Source organism: Pseudomonas sp. D3-27 (assembly GCF_051132165.1).
Classification (GTDB): domain Bacteria; phylum Pseudomonadota; class Gammaproteobacteria; order Pseudomonadales; family Pseudomonadaceae; genus Aquipseudomonas.
The window spans coordinates 1,740,681-1,757,173 of sequence record NZ_CP071667.1 but is presented as its reverse complement, the minus strand read 5'-3'; the positions used below and the strand labels follow the sequence as shown (position 1 = coordinate 1,757,173).

General features: G+C 62.1%; 17 protein-coding genes. 2 read left to right on the top strand and 15 right to left on the bottom strand.

From position 1 onward, the window contains the following. Positions 1-38: 38 nt before the first annotated feature. Both ccmB and ccmA read right to left on the bottom strand, forming a co-directional pair. Entirely contained in the window at positions 39-707 is a 669-nt protein-coding gene (gene ccmB / locus J3P92_RS08245; protein WP_420767900.1) for a heme exporter protein CcmB, read from the bottom strand. Next, on the bottom strand, positions 704-1,339 hold the full coding sequence (ccmA, locus tag J3P92_RS08240) for a cytochrome c biogenesis heme-transporting ATPase CcmA (protein WP_434563026.1): 636 nt from the start codon (positions 1,337-1,339) through the stop codon (positions 704-706). The genes ccmB and ccmA overlap by 4 nt, the downstream gene beginning before the upstream one ends. Before the next feature lie 197 nt (positions 1,340-1,536). On the opposite strand from ccmA, the gene J3P92_RS08235 reads away from it, so the two are divergent. Both J3P92_RS08235 and J3P92_RS08230 read left to right on the top strand, forming a co-directional pair. Next, positions 1,537-3,108, top strand: a complete 1,572-nt coding sequence (locus J3P92_RS08235; RefSeq protein ID WP_434650333.1) for a flagellar hook-length control protein FliK — start codon at positions 1,537-1,539, stop codon at positions 3,106-3,108. Continuing rightward, on the top strand, positions 3,105-3,434 hold the full coding sequence (locus J3P92_RS08230) for an EscU/YscU/HrcU family type III secretion system export apparatus switch protein (RefSeq protein ID WP_420767903.1): 330 nt from the start codon (positions 3,105-3,107) through the stop codon (positions 3,432-3,434). Before J3P92_RS08235 ends, J3P92_RS08230 begins: the two co-directional genes overlap by 4 nt. Before the next feature lie 812 nt (positions 3,435-4,246). Here the strand turns inward: J3P92_RS08230 and J3P92_RS08225 are convergent. The 13 genes from J3P92_RS08225 to flhF form a co-directional block, all read right to left on the bottom strand. After that, positions 4,247-4,642, bottom strand: a complete 396-nt coding sequence (locus J3P92_RS08225) for a DUF2802 domain-containing protein (protein WP_420767359.1) — start codon at positions 4,640-4,642, stop codon at positions 4,247-4,249. Between the two features lies 1 nt (position 4,643). After that, positions 4,644-5,129: a chemotaxis protein CheW gene (locus J3P92_RS08220; protein ID WP_024778681.1), complete on the bottom strand. Its 486-nt coding sequence runs from the start codon at positions 5,127-5,129 to the stop codon at positions 4,644-4,646. A gap of 72 nt (positions 5,130-5,201) precedes the next feature. Next, on the bottom strand, positions 5,202-6,074 hold the full coding sequence (locus J3P92_RS08215) for a CheW domain-containing protein (protein WP_420767360.1): 873 nt from the start codon (positions 6,072-6,074) through the stop codon (positions 5,202-5,204). Positions 6,075-6,170: 96 nt separating this feature from the next. Continuing rightward, positions 6,171-6,962, bottom strand: a complete 792-nt coding sequence (locus J3P92_RS08210) for a ParA family protein (protein ID WP_420767361.1) — start codon at positions 6,960-6,962, stop codon at positions 6,171-6,173. A 49-nt stretch (positions 6,963-7,011) separates the two neighbouring features. After that, positions 7,012-7,896: a flagellar motor protein MotD gene (gene motD, locus J3P92_RS08205; protein WP_420767362.1), complete on the bottom strand. Its 885-nt coding sequence runs from the start codon at positions 7,894-7,896 to the stop codon at positions 7,012-7,014. A gap of 15 nt (positions 7,897-7,911) precedes the next feature. Continuing rightward, complete coding sequence (locus J3P92_RS08200; protein ID WP_305499634.1) at positions 7,912-8,652, bottom strand: flagellar motor protein; 741 nt, start codon at positions 8,650-8,652, stop codon at positions 7,912-7,914. Continuing rightward, positions 8,652-9,785: a protein-glutamate methylesterase/protein-glutamine glutaminase gene (locus J3P92_RS08195; RefSeq protein WP_434650331.1), complete on the bottom strand. Its 1,134-nt coding sequence runs from the start codon at positions 9,783-9,785 to the stop codon at positions 8,652-8,654. The genes J3P92_RS08200 and J3P92_RS08195 overlap by 1 nt, the downstream gene beginning before the upstream one ends. A gap of 48 nt (positions 9,786-9,833) precedes the next feature. Further along, the gene (locus tag J3P92_RS08190; RefSeq protein WP_434610292.1) at positions 9,834-12,083 is read right to left on the bottom strand and encodes a chemotaxis protein CheA; all 2,250 of its coding nucleotides are present in this window, start codon (positions 12,081-12,083) and stop codon (positions 9,834-9,836) included. Positions 12,084-12,113: 30 nt separating this feature from the next. Continuing rightward, the gene (locus J3P92_RS08185) at positions 12,114-12,899 is read right to left on the bottom strand and encodes a protein phosphatase CheZ (RefSeq protein WP_420767365.1); all 786 of its coding nucleotides are present in this window, start codon (positions 12,897-12,899) and stop codon (positions 12,114-12,116) included. An 18-nt stretch (positions 12,900-12,917) separates the two neighbouring features. Next, entirely contained in the window at positions 12,918-13,289 is a 372-nt protein-coding gene (locus J3P92_RS08180) for a chemotaxis response regulator CheY (RefSeq protein WP_003183998.1), read from the bottom strand. 167 nt (positions 13,290-13,456) lie between these two features. Continuing rightward, a complete protein-coding gene (gene fliA, locus J3P92_RS08175) occupies positions 13,457-14,200 on the bottom strand; it encodes an RNA polymerase sigma factor FliA (RefSeq protein ID WP_434650329.1) in 744 nt (247 codons plus the stop codon). Further along, positions 14,197-15,027, bottom strand: a complete 831-nt coding sequence (fleN, locus tag J3P92_RS08170) for a flagellar synthesis regulator FleN (RefSeq protein WP_003184001.1) — start codon at positions 15,025-15,027, stop codon at positions 14,197-14,199. Before fleN ends, fliA begins: the two co-directional genes overlap by 4 nt. Positions 15,028-15,143: 116 nt before the next feature. Then, positions 15,144-16,493, bottom strand: coding sequence for a flagellar biosynthesis protein FlhF (flhF, locus tag J3P92_RS08165; RefSeq protein WP_420767366.1), 1,350 nt, complete (start codon positions 16,491-16,493; stop codon positions 15,144-15,146).

The window sequence follows — 16,493 nt, the reverse complement described above, 5'->3', positions numbered from 1 at the left end:
TTCCTGGGAAGTGGTCAACTCCTGACCAGGCCTCATTATTATTCGCCGACGCTGATCTTCAGGCCAGCGGCTATTGCAAAGGGTGTCAGGGTTATCGCCAGGGCGGTCAGGCTCCCAAGCCATAGCAGATAACCGGTTGCCGGCATGCCTTGCAGTGCCGCTTGCAAGGCGCCACTTCCAAGGATCAATACCGGTATGTACAGCGGCAGAATCAGCAGGGCCAGCAACAAGCCTCCGCGCTTGAGCCCCACAGTCAGCGCCGCGCCTACCGCGCCGAGCAGGCTCAGCACCGGCGTGCCCAGCAACAGCGACAACAGCAGCACCGGCATGCAGGCCGCGGGCAAGCCCAGCATCATCGCCATCAACGGCGAGAGCAGCACCAGCGCCAGGCCGGAAAAAACCCAGTGTGCCAGTACCTTGGCCAAAACCAGAAGGGCCAGGGGGTGCGACGAAAGGACCCACTGTTCCAGGGATCCGTCCTCGAAATCACTGCGGAAAAGCCCGTCCAGCGAGAGCAGGACCGATAAAAGCGCTGCCACCCAGACCAGTCCAGGCGACAACGTTTGCAACAATTGAGTCTCCGGGCCGACCGCAAGCGGGAACAAGGCGATGACGATTGCGAAGAATACCAACGGGTTGGCCAGTTCTGCCGGACGACGGAACAACAGGCGCGCCTCACGGGCGAGCAACAAGCCAAAGACACTCATACCGCCCAGTTCCCCAGGTCGATGCTGCGATAACCGGAGGGCATCCGGGCCAAGGTGTGGTGCGTGGTCAGCAACACCATGCCGCCGTTTTCGCAATGGCCGGCCAGGTGTTCTTCAAGTTGCGCCACGCCCTGCTTGTCCAGAGCGGTGAACGGCTCGTCGAGGATCCACAGTGGCGGGCTGTCCAGGTACAGCCGGGCCAGGGCCACGCGGCGCTGCTGGCCGGCCGACAGGGTATGGCTCGGAACGTCCTCGAAACCTTTCAATCCCACCGCCGCCAATGCCCGCCAGATCGCCTCGCGCCCAGCCGGACGATGCAACGCGCAGAGCCAACTCAGGTTCTCTTCGGGGGTCAGCAGGTCCTTGATGCCGGCGGCATGGCCGATCCAGAGCAGGTTGCGTGCCAGTTCGCTACGCTGGCTGTGCAGCGGCTGGCCGTTGAGCAGGATCTCGCCGGCGGTGGGCTGCATCAACCCGGCCAGCAGGCGCAACAGGCTGGTCTTGCCACTGCCGTTGGGGCCACTGATCTGTACCATATCGCCAGGCGAGAGTCTCAATTCGAGATTTTCGAAAAGCAGTCGCAGATCTCGCTCACAGGCGAGGCCGACGGTTTGCAGGAGAGGACTGGTCAAGGGATCACGAGCCTTATACGGTTCAAGTCGGCAGTGCGGCAGCCGTTAAAGTGATGCAGCATAGATGCATTGACGGCCCGATCCACAGAGCTGCGTCAAACAATTGCAAGGTTTTGCCACTCTCTGGAAGGCGGGCGGCATTATACATGTGAAGTTCTTCTCTCAAGAGCGCTGATTTCCCCAAGGTAATACCGCAGATGACAGGCGACATGAACATCCCGCCGCTGCCCCAGCCCACGGCAACGACACGTATGCCGGCGGTCACGGGCGAGTTGCTCAAGCTGCTGGCACCGGCCGAGGGATTGATCGGTCCGGGCCAGACCGCCAAGGCCGAGGTGCTGTCGCTCAAGCAGGCGGACCAGGCTTTCCAACTGCTGCTCAAGGTCACGCTGGAGAGCGGCCGGCAGGCCACCGTACAAGCCACCAGCACCCAGCCGCTGCCCCAGGGCACCAGCCTGGCCGTGACTCAGCCTTCGGCCAGCAACCTGGCGATTACCGTGCAGCAGGCCCTCGCCTCCAGCGTCGCCGCCCTGACCCGGATCGACACCGCGCAATTGCCCGTGGGCACTTTGTTGCAGGGCAAAGTGCTGACCAGCCAGGCCTTGCCGCAACAGCCCGGGCAACCGGCGGTGTATCGCTCGCTGGTAAGCCTGCTCAACACCGCCCAGGCCGGCAGCACCCTGGACATCGACAGCCCGCAGCCGCTGCGCATCGGCATGCTGTTGAGCGCCCAGGTACAGGATGCTCAGACATTGAAATTCGTGCCCTTGAGCAATCGCCAGGAGCAATTGGCGGTGAGCCAGCAATTGGTGACGCAAGTGAGCCGCCAGGGCTCGCTGGACAGCCTGCTCACCGCCCTGCAAAACCTTCCCGCCAGCGATGACGCCGGCCCCGAACTGCGCGCGGCGGTGACACGCCTTCTGGCTGGCCTGCCGGACGTACAACAACTGAGCACACCCAAGGGTTTGGCCCAAGCCATGGCCGCCAGCGGCGTGTTCCTGGAAAGCAAGCTGCTGGCCGGCCAACCGCCAAGCCTGGCCCCGGACATGAAAGGCGACCTCCTGAAACTGATCGCCCAACTGACACCCGCCCTGCCCGCTTCCACCAACCTCTCCGCGGTCATCGCCGCCAACACCCTGGCCCAGGCATTGCCCAGCTTCGTGCGCAGCGCCCTGGGGATGCTCGGCCAGGTCAGCGCCAAGCCACAACCCACCGGCTTTCCGCTGCCCGCCAGATTATTGAAAGGTCAGGATGAAGAAGGTGACCTGGAGCATCTGCTGCGCCTGGCGGCCGCCGCCGTGTCACGTCTGCAAAGCCATCAGCTGTCCAGCCTGGAGCAAACCGGGCTGACCGATGACGGCCGGTTGATGAGCACTTGGCAACTGGAGATTCCGATGCGCAACCTGCAGGACATCGTGCCGTTGCAGGTCAAGTTCCAGCGCGAGGAAACCGCCGCCCGGGAACAACCGGACGAACGCCGCGAACAAACCGAACCGAAACAGCAGCTCTGGCGGGTCGAGCTGGCCTTCGACATGGAACCGCTGGGGCCGCTGCAGATCCAGGCCCAGTTGCTCAGTGGCAGCCTTTCCAGTCAGCTGTGGGCAGAACGAGCGTACACCGCGAGCCTGATCGAAAGGAACCTGACCGCATTGCGCGAGCGCCTTGTGACGTGCGGGTTGAATGTCGGCGACCTCGACTGCCACCTCGGCACCCCGCCCCAAGGACCCAAGACCCGGCTGGAACAACGCTGGGTGGACGAAACCGCATGACAACCCACACCGAACCCCGCCAGGCCATCGCCCTCAAGTACGACGGCCACCACGCCCCCACCCTCACCGCCAAGGGCGACGAAGCCCTGGCCGAGGAAATCCTGCGCATCGCCCGCGAGAGCGAAGTACCGATCTACGAAAATGCCGAACTGGTGAAGTTGCTGGCACGGCTGGAGCTGGGCGACAGCATTCCGGAAGAGTTGTACCGCACGATTGCCGAGATCATTGCGTTTGCCTGGAACCTGAAGGGCAAATTTCCCCAGGGCTTCGACCCGCATGCGCAAAACATCGAGAAAGACGTGACGGAGCGTGGGGATGATTACTAATCGCTGAAGGCGCTACCCGTGGCGAGGGAGCTTGCTCCCGCTCGGCTGCTAAGCAGTCGTAAAAGCTGGGGCCGCTGCGCGACCCAGCGGGAGCAAGCTCCCTCGCCACGGGGACCGGGCTGGAATGATTATTTCTGAACGCCAGAAAAACCTGTGGGAGCGAGCCTGCTCGCGATGGCGGTCATACACTCAGCATATTTGCTGACTGTCACACCGCTATCGCGAGCAAGCTCGCTCCCACACAGAGGTCACGGAACGCGGGAATGATCAGCGATCAGCGACGACGCTATCCGTGGCGAGGGAGCTTGCTCCCGCTCGGCTGCGAAGCAGTCGTAAAAACCTGGGGCCGCTGCGCGACCCAGCGGGAGCAAGCTCCCTCGCTACGGGGACCGGGCTGGAGTGATTATTTCTGAACGCCAGAAAAACCTGTGGGAGCGAGCCTGCTCGCGATGGCGGTCATACATTCAGCATATTTGCTGACTGTCACACCGCTATCGCGAGCAAGCTCGCTCCCACACAGAGGTCACGGAACGCGGGAATGATCAGCGATCAGCGACGACGCTACCCGTGGCGAGGGAGCTTGCTCCCGCTCGGCTGCGAAGCAGTCGTAAAAACCTGGGGCCGCTGCGCGACCCAGCGCGAGCAAGCTCCCTCGCCACGGGGACCGGGCTGGAATGATTATTTCTGAACGCCAGAAAAACCTGTGGGAGCGAGCCTGCTCGCGATGGCGGTCATACAACCTATTTGCTGACTGTCACACCGCTATCGCGAGCAAGCTCGCTCCCACATGGGTCCTGGGGGATGGATAGATATCAGCCGCCCTTGTGCAACTTGCTCATCAATTCGGCCTCGGCCTGGGTCAGGCCGCACGCCTGGGTCAGTTCGTCGATGCTGGCGCCCATGCCGACCAGCCGGGCGGCTTGGGCAAAGGACAGGCTGGAGGGGTCGCGCTGTTCCAGTTGCGCCAGTTTGTCCGGCAATGGCGCGACGACGGCACGCAGCTCATGGAGCGCTTCGCCCATGCGCACGGTGCCGTTCTGATAGTCGTCGACACGCTTGGCCAGGTCCCGGATGCGCTGATCGCGCAGCGCATCGCCCTGGGCCTGTTGAGCGGCGATTTCCCGCTGGCCACGTATGTAGGACAAAAACATCGCCAGCGTGCCTGCCCAGAAAAGGAACAGGACAATGACTGCTACCTCAAGAATCAAATCAGATACTCTCCAGTTCCGACCACTCTTCTTCGCTCATCATTTTTTCCAGTTCGACCAGGATCAGCAACTCGTTGTTCTTGTTGCACACGCCCTGGATGAACTTGGCCGATTCCTCGTTACCGACGTTAGGCGCGGTTTCGATTTCCGACTGACGCAAGTAAACCACTTCAGCAACGCTATCGACCAGGATACCGACCACTTGCTTGTCCGCCTCGATGATCACGATACGGGTGTTGTCGTTGACCTCGGTGGAGTTCAAGCCGAAACGCTGACGGGTGTCGATCACGGTCACGACGTTACCACGCAGGTTGATGATGCCCAGCACGTAGCTTGGCGCACCCGGGACCGGGGCGATCTCGGTGTAGCGCAGCACTTCCTGCACGCGCATCACGTTGATGCCGTAGGTTTCGTTATCGAGCTTGAAAGTCACCCATTGCAAGATCGGATCTTCGGAACCCTTGAGAGACGACGCCTTATCATTCATACCCTGACCCCTCGAAAAACCGCCTGTGGCGGTGTGTGTTCTGTCCGGCGTCGCCCTGCGCCGCCGGTTGTCTTATTTCGGTTTCCGGACCGGCTTGGCGCCGTCCAGGTGTTTTGCCCCGCCGCTGGCGATCAGCTCCGCCAGTTCGGAAACGTCCAGCAAGGCGCACATGTGTTCGATCACCGTACCGGCCAGCCATGGCCGTTGCCCTCGATGGCTGCGCCACTTGATCTCGTTCGGGTCCAGGCGCAGCGAACGGCTGACCTGATGCACCGCCAATCCCCATTCGTAGCCCTGCACAGAAATCACGTACTGCAGGCCCTGGCGAAAATCATCGCGATAACGATCCGGCATGACCCAGCGCGCGGTGTCCAGCACTTTCAGGTTGCCGGCCTGGCTCGGCAGGATTCCGAGGAACCACTCCGGTTGGCCAAACAACGGCGTCAATTCCTGCCCGGCCAGGGAGTAGATGGATCCCAGGCACACCAGCGGCACCGCCAGCGTCAAACCGGCCACATCGAACAACAAGCACTCGAACGGCTCGGCGGCCCACGCCGGGCGATCATCGCCCGGCGCCGGCGGCGGCGTGTTGCTCGGCGGCATGTGGATTTCCACTACCGGCGTCACCAACCCCTGCAACAATGGCGCGACGGTGGAGACCGGCGCCAGGATCGGTGCGGGTGCTTCCATCACCGCCAACTGCGGCTTGACGAACGGCGCTTCCACCGCTGTCACAACCGCTGAAGCCTGTGCATCACGGGCCTGCTCCTCGAGCACGGCGGCCTGGAACTCGTCGAGCGCGGGTTCGGCTTCGACAGGCTCGGGCAACGCCTGGAACGCGCTCGGCTGCGCTGGCAATTCATCGGTCGCTTCCTGCAACAGCCCATCCAGATAGGACTGCAGGGCCAATTGGGGACGCGAAGTTGTCTTGATGGGGCGGTTCATGGGAACTGTGCGCCACTTGAAAAGGTTATCGGCATGGATACGGCAGGACTTGAGCGCCCGCAAGCAAGCACAACGTCTAAGGAGAACTTCATCAACTCAAGCCACCTGCTGCGCAACGAGCTGCTGGGCCAGCAGGTGCTTGAGAAGCGCGCGATAGGCCAGTACGCCACGGCTTTTGCCATCGAATTGCGACGGTGTCACGCCGGCGCGGCTGGCGTCGCGCAAACGGGTGTCCACCGGGATGTAGCCTTGCCAGATGTCGTCCGGGTACATGTCGCGCAGCACTCGCAAGGTGCCGAGGGACGCCTGGGTACGACGGTCGAACAGGGTCGGCACGATATTGAATGCCAGCGACTGCTTGCGTGAACGGTTGACCATCGCCAGGGTGTTGACCATGCGCTCCAGGCCCTTCACCGCGAGGTGTTCGGTCTGCACAGGAATGACCAATTGCTGGCTGGCGGCCAACGCATTGACCATCAGCAGGCCCAGCAACGGCGGGCTGTCGATGATCGCGTAATCGAAATCCTGCCACAGCTGCGCCAGACTCTTGGCGATCACCAGGCCCAGGCCGCTCTGGCCGGGCGATTGGCGCTCCAAGGTGGCCAGGGCGGTGCTCGACGGCAGCAAGGAGATCCGCTCGTCGCTGGTGGACAGCAGCAACTGCCCCGGCAAGCCTTCGGGCACGCTGCCCTTGTGCAGGAACAAATCGTAGTTGCTGTGTTCCAGGCTATCGGGGTCGTAGCCGAAGTAGCTGGTCATCGAGCCATGGGGGTCCAGATCGACGATGACCACGCGCTTGCCGGCCTCGGCCAGCAAACCGGCTAAAGCGATGGAGGATGTGGTTTTGCCCACACCACCTTTTTGATTGGCGACTGCCCAGACTCTCATTCGGATCGTTCCTCCCGGTCGAGACGTGCTCGACCGAGAAATAGCTCGGTTATAAAGCCGGTGACGGAGAATTGACGGCGTTCTGTCTATCCGGCGACTTGACCGGGGTCGGTGCAGTTTGTGTGCCAGCCCGCTTCAATGCCGCATCGGGCTTTGCGTTGGCGGTGCCGGTACCGGTCAGGCTGCGACGCACATCGAGGTTGCGCGAAACCACCAGCACCACCCGTCGATTGCGTGCGCGCCCCTCGGCCGTGGCGTTATTGGCCACCGGCTGGAATTCGCCATACCCCACCGACGCCAGGCGGCCCGGGTTGACACCCTGCATGGCGAGCATGCGCACGATGCTTGCCGAACGGGCCGACGACAATTCCCAGTTGGTGGGGTACTGCGCGGTGCGGATCGGCTGGTCGTCGGTGAAACCTTCGACGTGGATAGGGTTGTCGAACGGTCTCAGGATCGCCGCCACTTTATCGATGATGTTGAACGCCATGTCGCTGGGCATGGCATCGCCGCTGCCGAACAGCAGGCTGGAGTTGAGTTCGATCTCGACCCACAACTCGTTGCCACGCACGGTCATCTGGTTGGAACTGATCAGGTCGCCGAACGCCGAACTGATGTCATCGGCAATGCTCTTCAACGGATCGCTGCCACCGGCAATGCCGGCGTCGACCTGTTCGCTGTCCTTGACCAGCGGCTTGGCCGGGGTCGTCGTCTTCGGACGCTCTTCGCCGATGGGAATCGGCTTGAGGGCGCGGTCCGAATCGGTAAAGACGCCGATCAACGCTTCGGAAATGACCTTGTACTTGCCTTCGTTCACCGAAGAGATCGAATACATGACCACAAAAAAGGCGAACAGCAGCGTGATGAAGTCGGCATAGGAAACCAGCCAGCGTTCATGGTTGACGTGTTCTTCACGATGTCTGCGACGCGCCATCTGCCATTTCCCCCATCAGTCCATGAAGCCCTGGAGCTTCAACTCGATGGAACGCGGGTTCTCGCCTTCGGCAATCGACAGGATCCCTTCCAGCAGCATTTCGCGGTAGCGCGACTGGCGCAACGCAATGGATTTGAGCTTGGCCGCGATCGGCAGCAGCACCAGGTTGGCGCTCGCCACGCCGTAGATGGTGGCAACGAATGCCACGGCAATGCCGCTGCCCAGTTGCGACGGATCGGCCAGGTTGCCCATCACATGGATCAAACCCATGACAGCACCGATGATACCGATGGTCGGCGCGTAGCCTCCCATGCTCTCGAACACCTTGGCCGCTTCGATGTCGCGGCTTTCCTGGGTGTAGAAATCCACCTCCAGGATGCTGCGAATCGCTTCGGGTTCGGCGCCGTCCACGAGCAATTGAAGGCCCTTGCGCGAGTAGCTGTCGGGTTCGGCATCGGCCACCCCTTCCAGCCCAAGCAGGCCTTCCTTGCGGGCGGTCAGGCTCCAGTTGACTACGCGGTCGATGCCGCCGGCCAGGTCGACCCGAGGTGGAAACAGAATCCACACCAGGACCTGCATGGCGCGCTTGAAGGCGCTCATCGGCGACTGCAACAGCGCAGCGCCTACAGTGCCACCGATCACGATCAACGCGGCCGGGCCGTTGGCCAGCGCACCGAGATGACCGCCTTCCAGGTAATTGCCACCAATGATGGCGACGAACGCCATGATGATGCCGATCAGACTGAGCACATCCATTACAGGCACGCCTCGATCAGATGTTTACCCATGTCGTCCAGGCTGTAGACCGCGTCAGCCAGGTCGGCCTTGACGATCGCCATGGGCATGCCGTAGATCACGCAACTGGCCTCGTCCTGGGCCCAGATCGCACTGCCGCCCTGCTTGAGCAGGCGCGCACCCTCGCGGCCATCGGCACCCATGCCGGTGAGCACCACCGCCAGAACTTTGTCGCCGTAGGATTTCGCCGCGGAACCGAAGGTAATGTCTACGCAAGGCTTGTAGTTCAAGCGCTCATCGCCCGGCAGGATTTTCACCGCGCCACGGCCGTCGATCATCATCTGCTTGCCACCCGGTGCCAGCAGCGCCAGGCCTGGACGGAGAATGTCGCCATCCTCGGCTTCCTTGACGCTGATGCGGCACAGTTTGTCCAAACGTTCAGCGAACGCCTTGGTGAACGCGGCGGGCATGTGCTGGATCAACACGATCGGGGCCGGGAAGTTCGCTGGCAGCTGGGTCAAGACCCGTTGCAGCGCAACCGGGCCGCCCGTGGACGTGCCGATGGCGACCAGTTTGTAGGCCTTGCGCTTGGGCGCTGGCGACGACGGGCTGGCGGGCGCCGGGCGAGCGGGCGCCGGCGTAGGAGCACTGCGAACCGGCGCCGAACTGAAGCTGCTCGACGCAGAAGGCGCAGGCGTTGGTGCTGGCGCAGCAGCCGGCACTGACGCCGGTGCGCTGTAGGCACTGACGCGGCGGTTACTGCGGGAAATACTGTGGACCTTCTCACATAGCAACTGGCGGACCTTGTCCGGGTTGCGCGAGATGTCTTCAAAGTTCTTTGGCAGGAAGTCCACCGCCCCGGCATCCAGCGCATCGAGGGTGACTCGGGCGCCTTCATGGGTCAGGGACGAGAACATCAAAACCGGGGTCGGACAGCGTTGCATGATATGCCGCACTGCCGTGATGCCGTCCATCATCGGCATCTCGTAGTCCATGGTGATCACGTCCGGCTTGAGCGCCAGGGCCTGATCGATCGCCTCTTTGCCATTGGTCGCCGTACCGACGACCTGAATGCTCGTGTCCGCTGAAAGAATTTCCGAGACGCGGCGGCGGAAAAACCCCGAATCGTCCACCACCAGGACTTTAACTACCATAAACACTCCGTTAGACAAGGCGCGGCGTCGGGCCGCGCCCCTCCAGAATCAAATACGCCGAGCGGCGTAGCGCTTGAGCATGCTAGGCACATCGAGGATCAACGCGATGCGGCCGTCGCCGGTGATGGTGGCGCCGGACATGCCCGGGGTGCCCTGGAGCATCTTGCCCAACGGCTTGATGACCACTTCTTCCTGGCCCACCAACTGGTCGACGACGAAGCCGATCCGCTGGGTGCCCACCGAAAGGATCACCACATGGCCTTCGCCCTGCTCCACATGAGCGGCAGAGCTGACCAGCCAGCGCTTGAGGTAGAACAGCGGCAGTGCCTTGTCCCGTACGATGACCACTTCCTGGCCATCGACGACGTTGGTGCGCGACAGGTCGAGGTGGAAAATCTCGTTGACGTTGACCAGCGGGAAGGCGAACGCCTGGTTGCCCAGCATCACCATCAGGGTCGGCATGATCGCCAAGGTCAACGGGACCTTGATGACGATCTTCGAGCCCTGGCCCTTGGTCGAGTAAATGTTGATCGAACCGTTGAGCTGGGAAATCTTGGTTTTCACCACGTCCATGCCCACGCCACGACCCGACACATCGGAAATCTCGGTCTTGGTCGAGAAGCCCGGGGCGAAGATCAGGTTGTAGCACTCGGTGTCGCTCAGGCGATCGGCCGCGTCCTTGTCCATCACACCGCGTTTCACGGCAATGGAACGGAGCACGTTCGGGTCCATTCCCTTGCCGTCGTCGGAGATCGACAGCAGGATATGGTCGCCTTCCTGCTCGGCGGCCAGGATCACCTTGCCGCTGCGGACCTTGCCTGACGCTTCGCGCTCTTCCGGCGACTCGATGCCGTGGTCGACCGCGTTGCGCACCAAGTGGACCAGCGGGTCGGCCAGGGCCTCGACAAGGTTCTTGTCGAGGTCGGTCTCTTCACCCACCAGTTCCAGGTTGATTTCTTTCTTGAGCTGGCGAGCCAGGTCGCGAACCAGGCGCGGGAAGCGCCCGAAAACTTTCTTGATCGGCTGCATCCGGGTCTTCATGACCGCGGTTTGCAGGTCAGCCGTGACCACGTCGAGGTTCGACACGGCCTTGGACATGGCTTCGTCCTGGCTGTTGAGGCCCAGGCGCACCAGCCGGTTACGCACCAGCACCAGTTCGCCGACCATGTTCATGATCTCATCCAGCCGCGCGGTGTCGACGCGAACGGTGGTCTCGGCTTCGCTCGCCGGTTTTTCGGCGGGCGCGGCGGAAGGCGCGCGAGCCGGGGCTGGCGCCACTGCGGCGGCAGGCTTCGGGGTTTCGGCTTTCGGTTCCGGCGCCTTGGCGGCCGGCTTCGGCGCGGCCTTGGCGGCGGGTGCAGCCGTGGCGGCAGCGGCAGGCGCGGCGGCGGCCGTGCCGACTTCGCTGAACTTGCCCTTGCCATGCAGCTCGTCGAGCAGCGATTCGAATTCGTGGTCGCTGATCAAGTCGCTTCCGGCTGCCGCTGCCACTGGTTTGGCCGGGGTCGGCGCCGAAGCGATGGCCGAATCCAACGCGTCGACGGCAAAGTTGCCCTTGCCATGCAACTGGTCGAGCAAGGCTTCGAATTCGTCGTCGGTAATGTCGGAGTCATCCCCCGCTGCCTTTGGCGCAGCCGGGGCCGCCGGCGCTACGACCGCATCGGGGGCGAACTGGCCCTTGCCGTGCAGTTGGTCGAGCAGCGATTCGAACTCATCGTCGGTAATTTCATCGCTGGCAGCGGCATCGGCGGCTGGCGCAGCGGGCGCGGCCGGAGCCTCGGCTTCGGCCTTGACGGCGTTCAGCGAGTCCAGCAGCGATTCGAATTCATGATCGGTGATGTCGCCCGATTCTTGCGCAACCGGTTCTTCGACCACAGGCTCGGCAACGGGCATGGCTTCGTCAGCCGACTGCGGCTCGGCCAGGCGCGACAGCGCGGCGAGCAGCTCGGGGGTGGCCGGGGTGATCGGCGAGCGCTCGCGCACTTCGCTGAACATGCTGTTGACCGCATCCAGGGCCTCGAGCACCACGTCCATCAGTTCCGAGTCGACGCGACGCTCACCCTTGCGCAGGATGTCGAACACGTTCTCGGCAATGTGGCAGCACTCCACCAGCTCATTGAGCTGGAGGAAGCCGGCGCCTCCTTTTACAGTGTGGAAACCGCGAAAAATTGCATTGAGCAGATCCGCATCATCAGGTCGGCTTTCCAGCTCGACCAGCTGTTCGGATAGTTGCTCTAGAATCTCGCCGGCCTCAACCAGGAAATCCTGAAGGATCTCTTCATCGGCGCCGAAGCTCATTAATGGCTGCTCCTAAAATAGGGCTAAAACTTAGAATCCAAGGCTGGACAGCAAATCGTCCACATCGTCCTGACCGGACACAACGTCTTCTCTTTTATCGGCATGAATCTGCGGACCTTCACCCTGAGAGAGATGTTTTTGTGGATCTTTTTCGGCAAGCATCGCTTCACGGTCGTGTTCGATACCTGCAAAGCGGTCGACCTGGCTAGCCATCAGCACCAGTTTGAGCAGGTTGCTTTCCACTTCGGTGACCAGTTGGGTCACACGCTTGATCACCTGGCCGGTCAGGTCTTGATAGTCCTGGGCCAGCAGAATGTCGTTGAGGTTGCTGGCCACGGCGCGATTCTCGGCGCTGCTGCGCGCCAGGAAACCGTCAACCCGACGGGCCAGCTCCCGGAACTCCTCGGCGCCGACTTCGCGACGCATGAACCGTCCCCAATCGGTGCTCAACGCCTGGGCTTCCTCGCTCAGGCCGTTGACCAGGGGCGTTGCGCTTTCCACCAGGTCCATGGTGCGGTTCGCTGCGGCTTCGGTCAGCTTGACCACATAACCCAGGCGCTCGGTGGCGTCGGTGATCTGCGAGACTTCCTCGGCCTGCGGCATGTTCGGATCGATCTGGAAATTGACGATCGCGCTGTGCAGTTCACGGGTGAGCTTGCCGACTTCCTGGTACAGACCGCGATCACGGGTCTGGTTGAGCTCATGAATCATTTGAACCGCATCGCCGAAGCGGCCCTTTTCAAGGCTGTCTACCAGTTCGCGGGCATGTTTTTTCAGGGTCGATTCGAAATCGCCCATTGAAGATTCGTTGTCCATAGCTCCCCCGTGGCGCCGTTAACCGATGCGTTCGAAGATTTTTTCGATCTTCTCTTTCAACGCCTGGGCCGTGAAGGGTTTGACCACATAGCCGTTCACACCGGCCTGGGCCGCTTCGATGATCTGCTCGCGCTTGGCTTCGGCAGTGACCATCAGCACCGGGAGGTGCTTGAGTTTTTCGTCGGCGCGCACGTGGCGCAGCAAGTCGATACCGGTCATGCCAGGCATGTTCCAGTCAGTCACCAGAAAGTCGATGCTCCCGCTGTTGAGGACCGGAATGGCGGTTGTGCCATCGTCGGCCTCGACCGTGTTGGTGAACCCGAGGTCACGCAACAGGTTTTTTATGATCCGCCGCATCGTTGAGAAGTCATCAACGATGAGGATTTTCATGTTCTTGTCCAATTCGACCTCCAAGCAGTCTTAAACGCGCCCAGCACCTGGACGCGCCATTTCAATCAATCCGGCACAACACTCGACAACGGTATGGAGCACAACGGATGGAGACTGGCCCGGCATACGCCATGCCAGCCCCGCTCGCAGCGTCCCCACACTGCTCGTCAGCGCGCTCGCCACTCCCCCAAACGCCCCCGCAAGCGGGCCGCGCACTGGCTATGTAACTGGCTGACCCGCGATTCGCTGACCCCCAGGACCTCACCGATTTCCTTGAGGTTCAGCTCTTCGTCGTAGTACAGCGCCAAGACCAGTCGCTCACGCTCCGGCAAATTGGCAATCGCATCCGCCAGGGCGCTCTGGAAACGTTCATCTTCCAGGTCGCGCGACGGCTCCATGTGAGCACTCGCGCCGTCCTCGTGCAGCCCTTCGTGTTCGCCGTCCTGCAACAGGTCGTCGAAACTGAACAGGCGACTGCCCAAGGTATCGTTCAAAATCCCGTAATAATCATCGAGACTCAACTGGAGTTCGGCCGCAACCTCGTGATCTTTAGCGTCTCGCCCGGTTTTCGCTTCAATCGCACGAATCGCGTCGCTGACCATGCGGGTGTTGCGATGCACCGAACGCGGCGCCCAGTCGCCCTTGCGGACCTCATCGAGCATCGCCCCGCGGATACGGATACCGGCGTATGTCTCGAAACTGGCGCCCTTGCTCGCGTCGTATTTATTCGACACTTCGAGCAGGCCGATCATGCCCGCCTGGATCAAGTCCTCGACCTGGACACTGGCCGGCAAACGCGCCAGCAAGTGGTAGGCGATGCGCTTGACCAGTGGCGCGTAACGCTCGATCAATTCGTACTGGGCGTCCCGTGCCGATTTTGTGTAGAGATGGTTGTAACCGCTGGCTGTCATAACACGGGCCCTGCTGTTTGTTGCACGAGACGCTCGACGAAAAATTCCAGATGCCCACGTGGGTTGGCCGGCAGCGGCCAGGTGTCGACCTTCTGGGCGATCGCCTTGAACGCCAGGGCGCATTTGGAACGAGGAAAAGCTTCATAAACGGCACGTTGCTTCTGGACAGCCTTGCGTACGCTTTCGTCGTAAGGCACTGCGCCGACGTATTGCAGGGCGACGTCCAGGAAGCGATCCGTGACCTTGGTCAACTTGGCGAACAGGTTGCGTCCTTCCTGTGGGCTTTGGGCCATGTTGGCCAGGACGCGAAAGCGGTTCATGCCATAGTCGCGGTTAAGCAGTTTGATCAGCGCGTAGGCGTCGGTGATCGACGTCGGTTCGTCGCAGACCACCAGCAACACTTCCTGGGCGGCGCGCACGAAACTGACCACCGAGTCACCGATACCGGCAGCCGTGTCGATCACCAGCACATCGAGGTTGTCACCGATGTCGCTGAAGGCCTGGATCAGGCCGGCGTGCTGCGCCGGGGTCAGGTGAACCATGCTCTGGGTGCCGGAGGCGGCCGGCACGATGCGAATCCCGCCGGGGCCTTGCAACAGCACGTCGCGCAATTCACAGCGCCCTTCGATCACGTCCGCCAGCGTGCGCTTGGGTGTGAGCCCCAGCAGCACGTCGACGTTCGCCAGGCCCAGGTCGGCGTCCAGCAGCATGACCCGTCGGCCAAGCTCTGCCAGAGCCAGGGACAAGTTCACTGACACGTTAGTCTTCCCGACGCCACCTTTGCCGCCGGTCACCGCGATCACCTGTACGGGATGCATGCTGCCCATGTTCGTTCTTTACCTTGTCTTACTTAGACGGAGGCCACATTACTGGCTGCGCGTTCACATACGGAACAATGCATGGCAGACCATCGATGTAGGTACAAAAAATATTCATGAATACCTCAGCCAACCTGCTTGGTCGGGCTGTGGTAGATATCAGCGAACATGTCAGCCATGGCTTCTTCGCTGGGTTCTTCCTGCATTTGCACACTCACGGCACGACTGACCAGTTGATGACGGCGCGGCAGATGCAAATCATCCGGGATCCGCGGCCCGTCGGTCAGGTAGGCCACCGGTAGTTCATGACCGATCGCCAGGCTCAACACCTCGCCCAGGCTTGCCGTTTCGTCCAGCTTAGTCAGGATGCAGCCGGCCAGCCCGCAGCGTTTGTAACTGTGGTATGCGGCGGTTAGAACCTGTTTCTGGCTGGTGGTTGCCAACACGAGATAATTTTTTGACTTGATGCCACGCCCGGCCAGGCTTTCCAGCTGCATGCGCAGGGCCGGATCGCTGGCTTGCAGGCCGGCGGTGTCGATCAGTACGACGCGCTTGCGCATCAGCGGTTCCAGCGCCTGGGCCAGGGACTGGCCCGGATCCACATGGGTCACCGACACATTGAGGATCCGGCCCAAGGTCTTGAGTTGCTCCTGGGCACCGATGCGGAAACTGTCCATGCTCACCAGAGCGATACTCTGGGCGCCGTACTTGAGTACATAACGGGCCGCGAGCTTGGCCAGAGTGGTGGTCTTGCCCATGCCGGCCGGGCCGACCATGGCGATCACTCCGCCCTCTTCCAGTGGCTCGACTTCCGGCGTGGCGATCATCCGCGCCAGGTGCGCCAGCAGCATGCGCCAGGCCTGGCGAGGCTCGTCGATGTCGCTGATCAATGCCAGCAGGTCGCGCGCCAGCGGGCCGGACAGGCCAATGCGTTGCAGGCGACGCCACAGGTTGGCCTGGGCCGGACGGCTGCCTTGCAGTTGGTTCCACGCCAGCGAGCCGAGCTGGACTTCCATCAGCTCGCGCAGGCTGTTGAGTTCGAAGCGCATCGAGTCCAGGGCACGGGGATCAACGCCCGCGGCTGCGGCAACGGGTGCCGGTGCCGGACGACGCGGTTCGGCCGGCGTCGGCTCGATCAGCGGTTCGGCAGCGGTCAGCGGCAGGCCTGCGGTCAGTGGCTGGCCGGCGAACAATTGACGATTGGTGCCCGCGCTGGCCGAGCCTTCGCTGCTGCGCAGGCTCAACTCGGCCTGGGCGCTGGCGATGCGCGACTGAGTCTTGCGCAGCTCGTCCTCGAGCTCCATGTTCGGAACGCGAGGGGCCAGCGCCGACAATTTGTAGTCCAGGGCCGCCGTCAGCTCGACACCGCCGGCGATACGACGGTTGCCGATGATGGCTGCTTCAGCGCCCAGCTCGTCACGAACCAGTTTCATGGCCTGACGCATATCGGCGGCGAAAAAACGCTTCACTTGCAT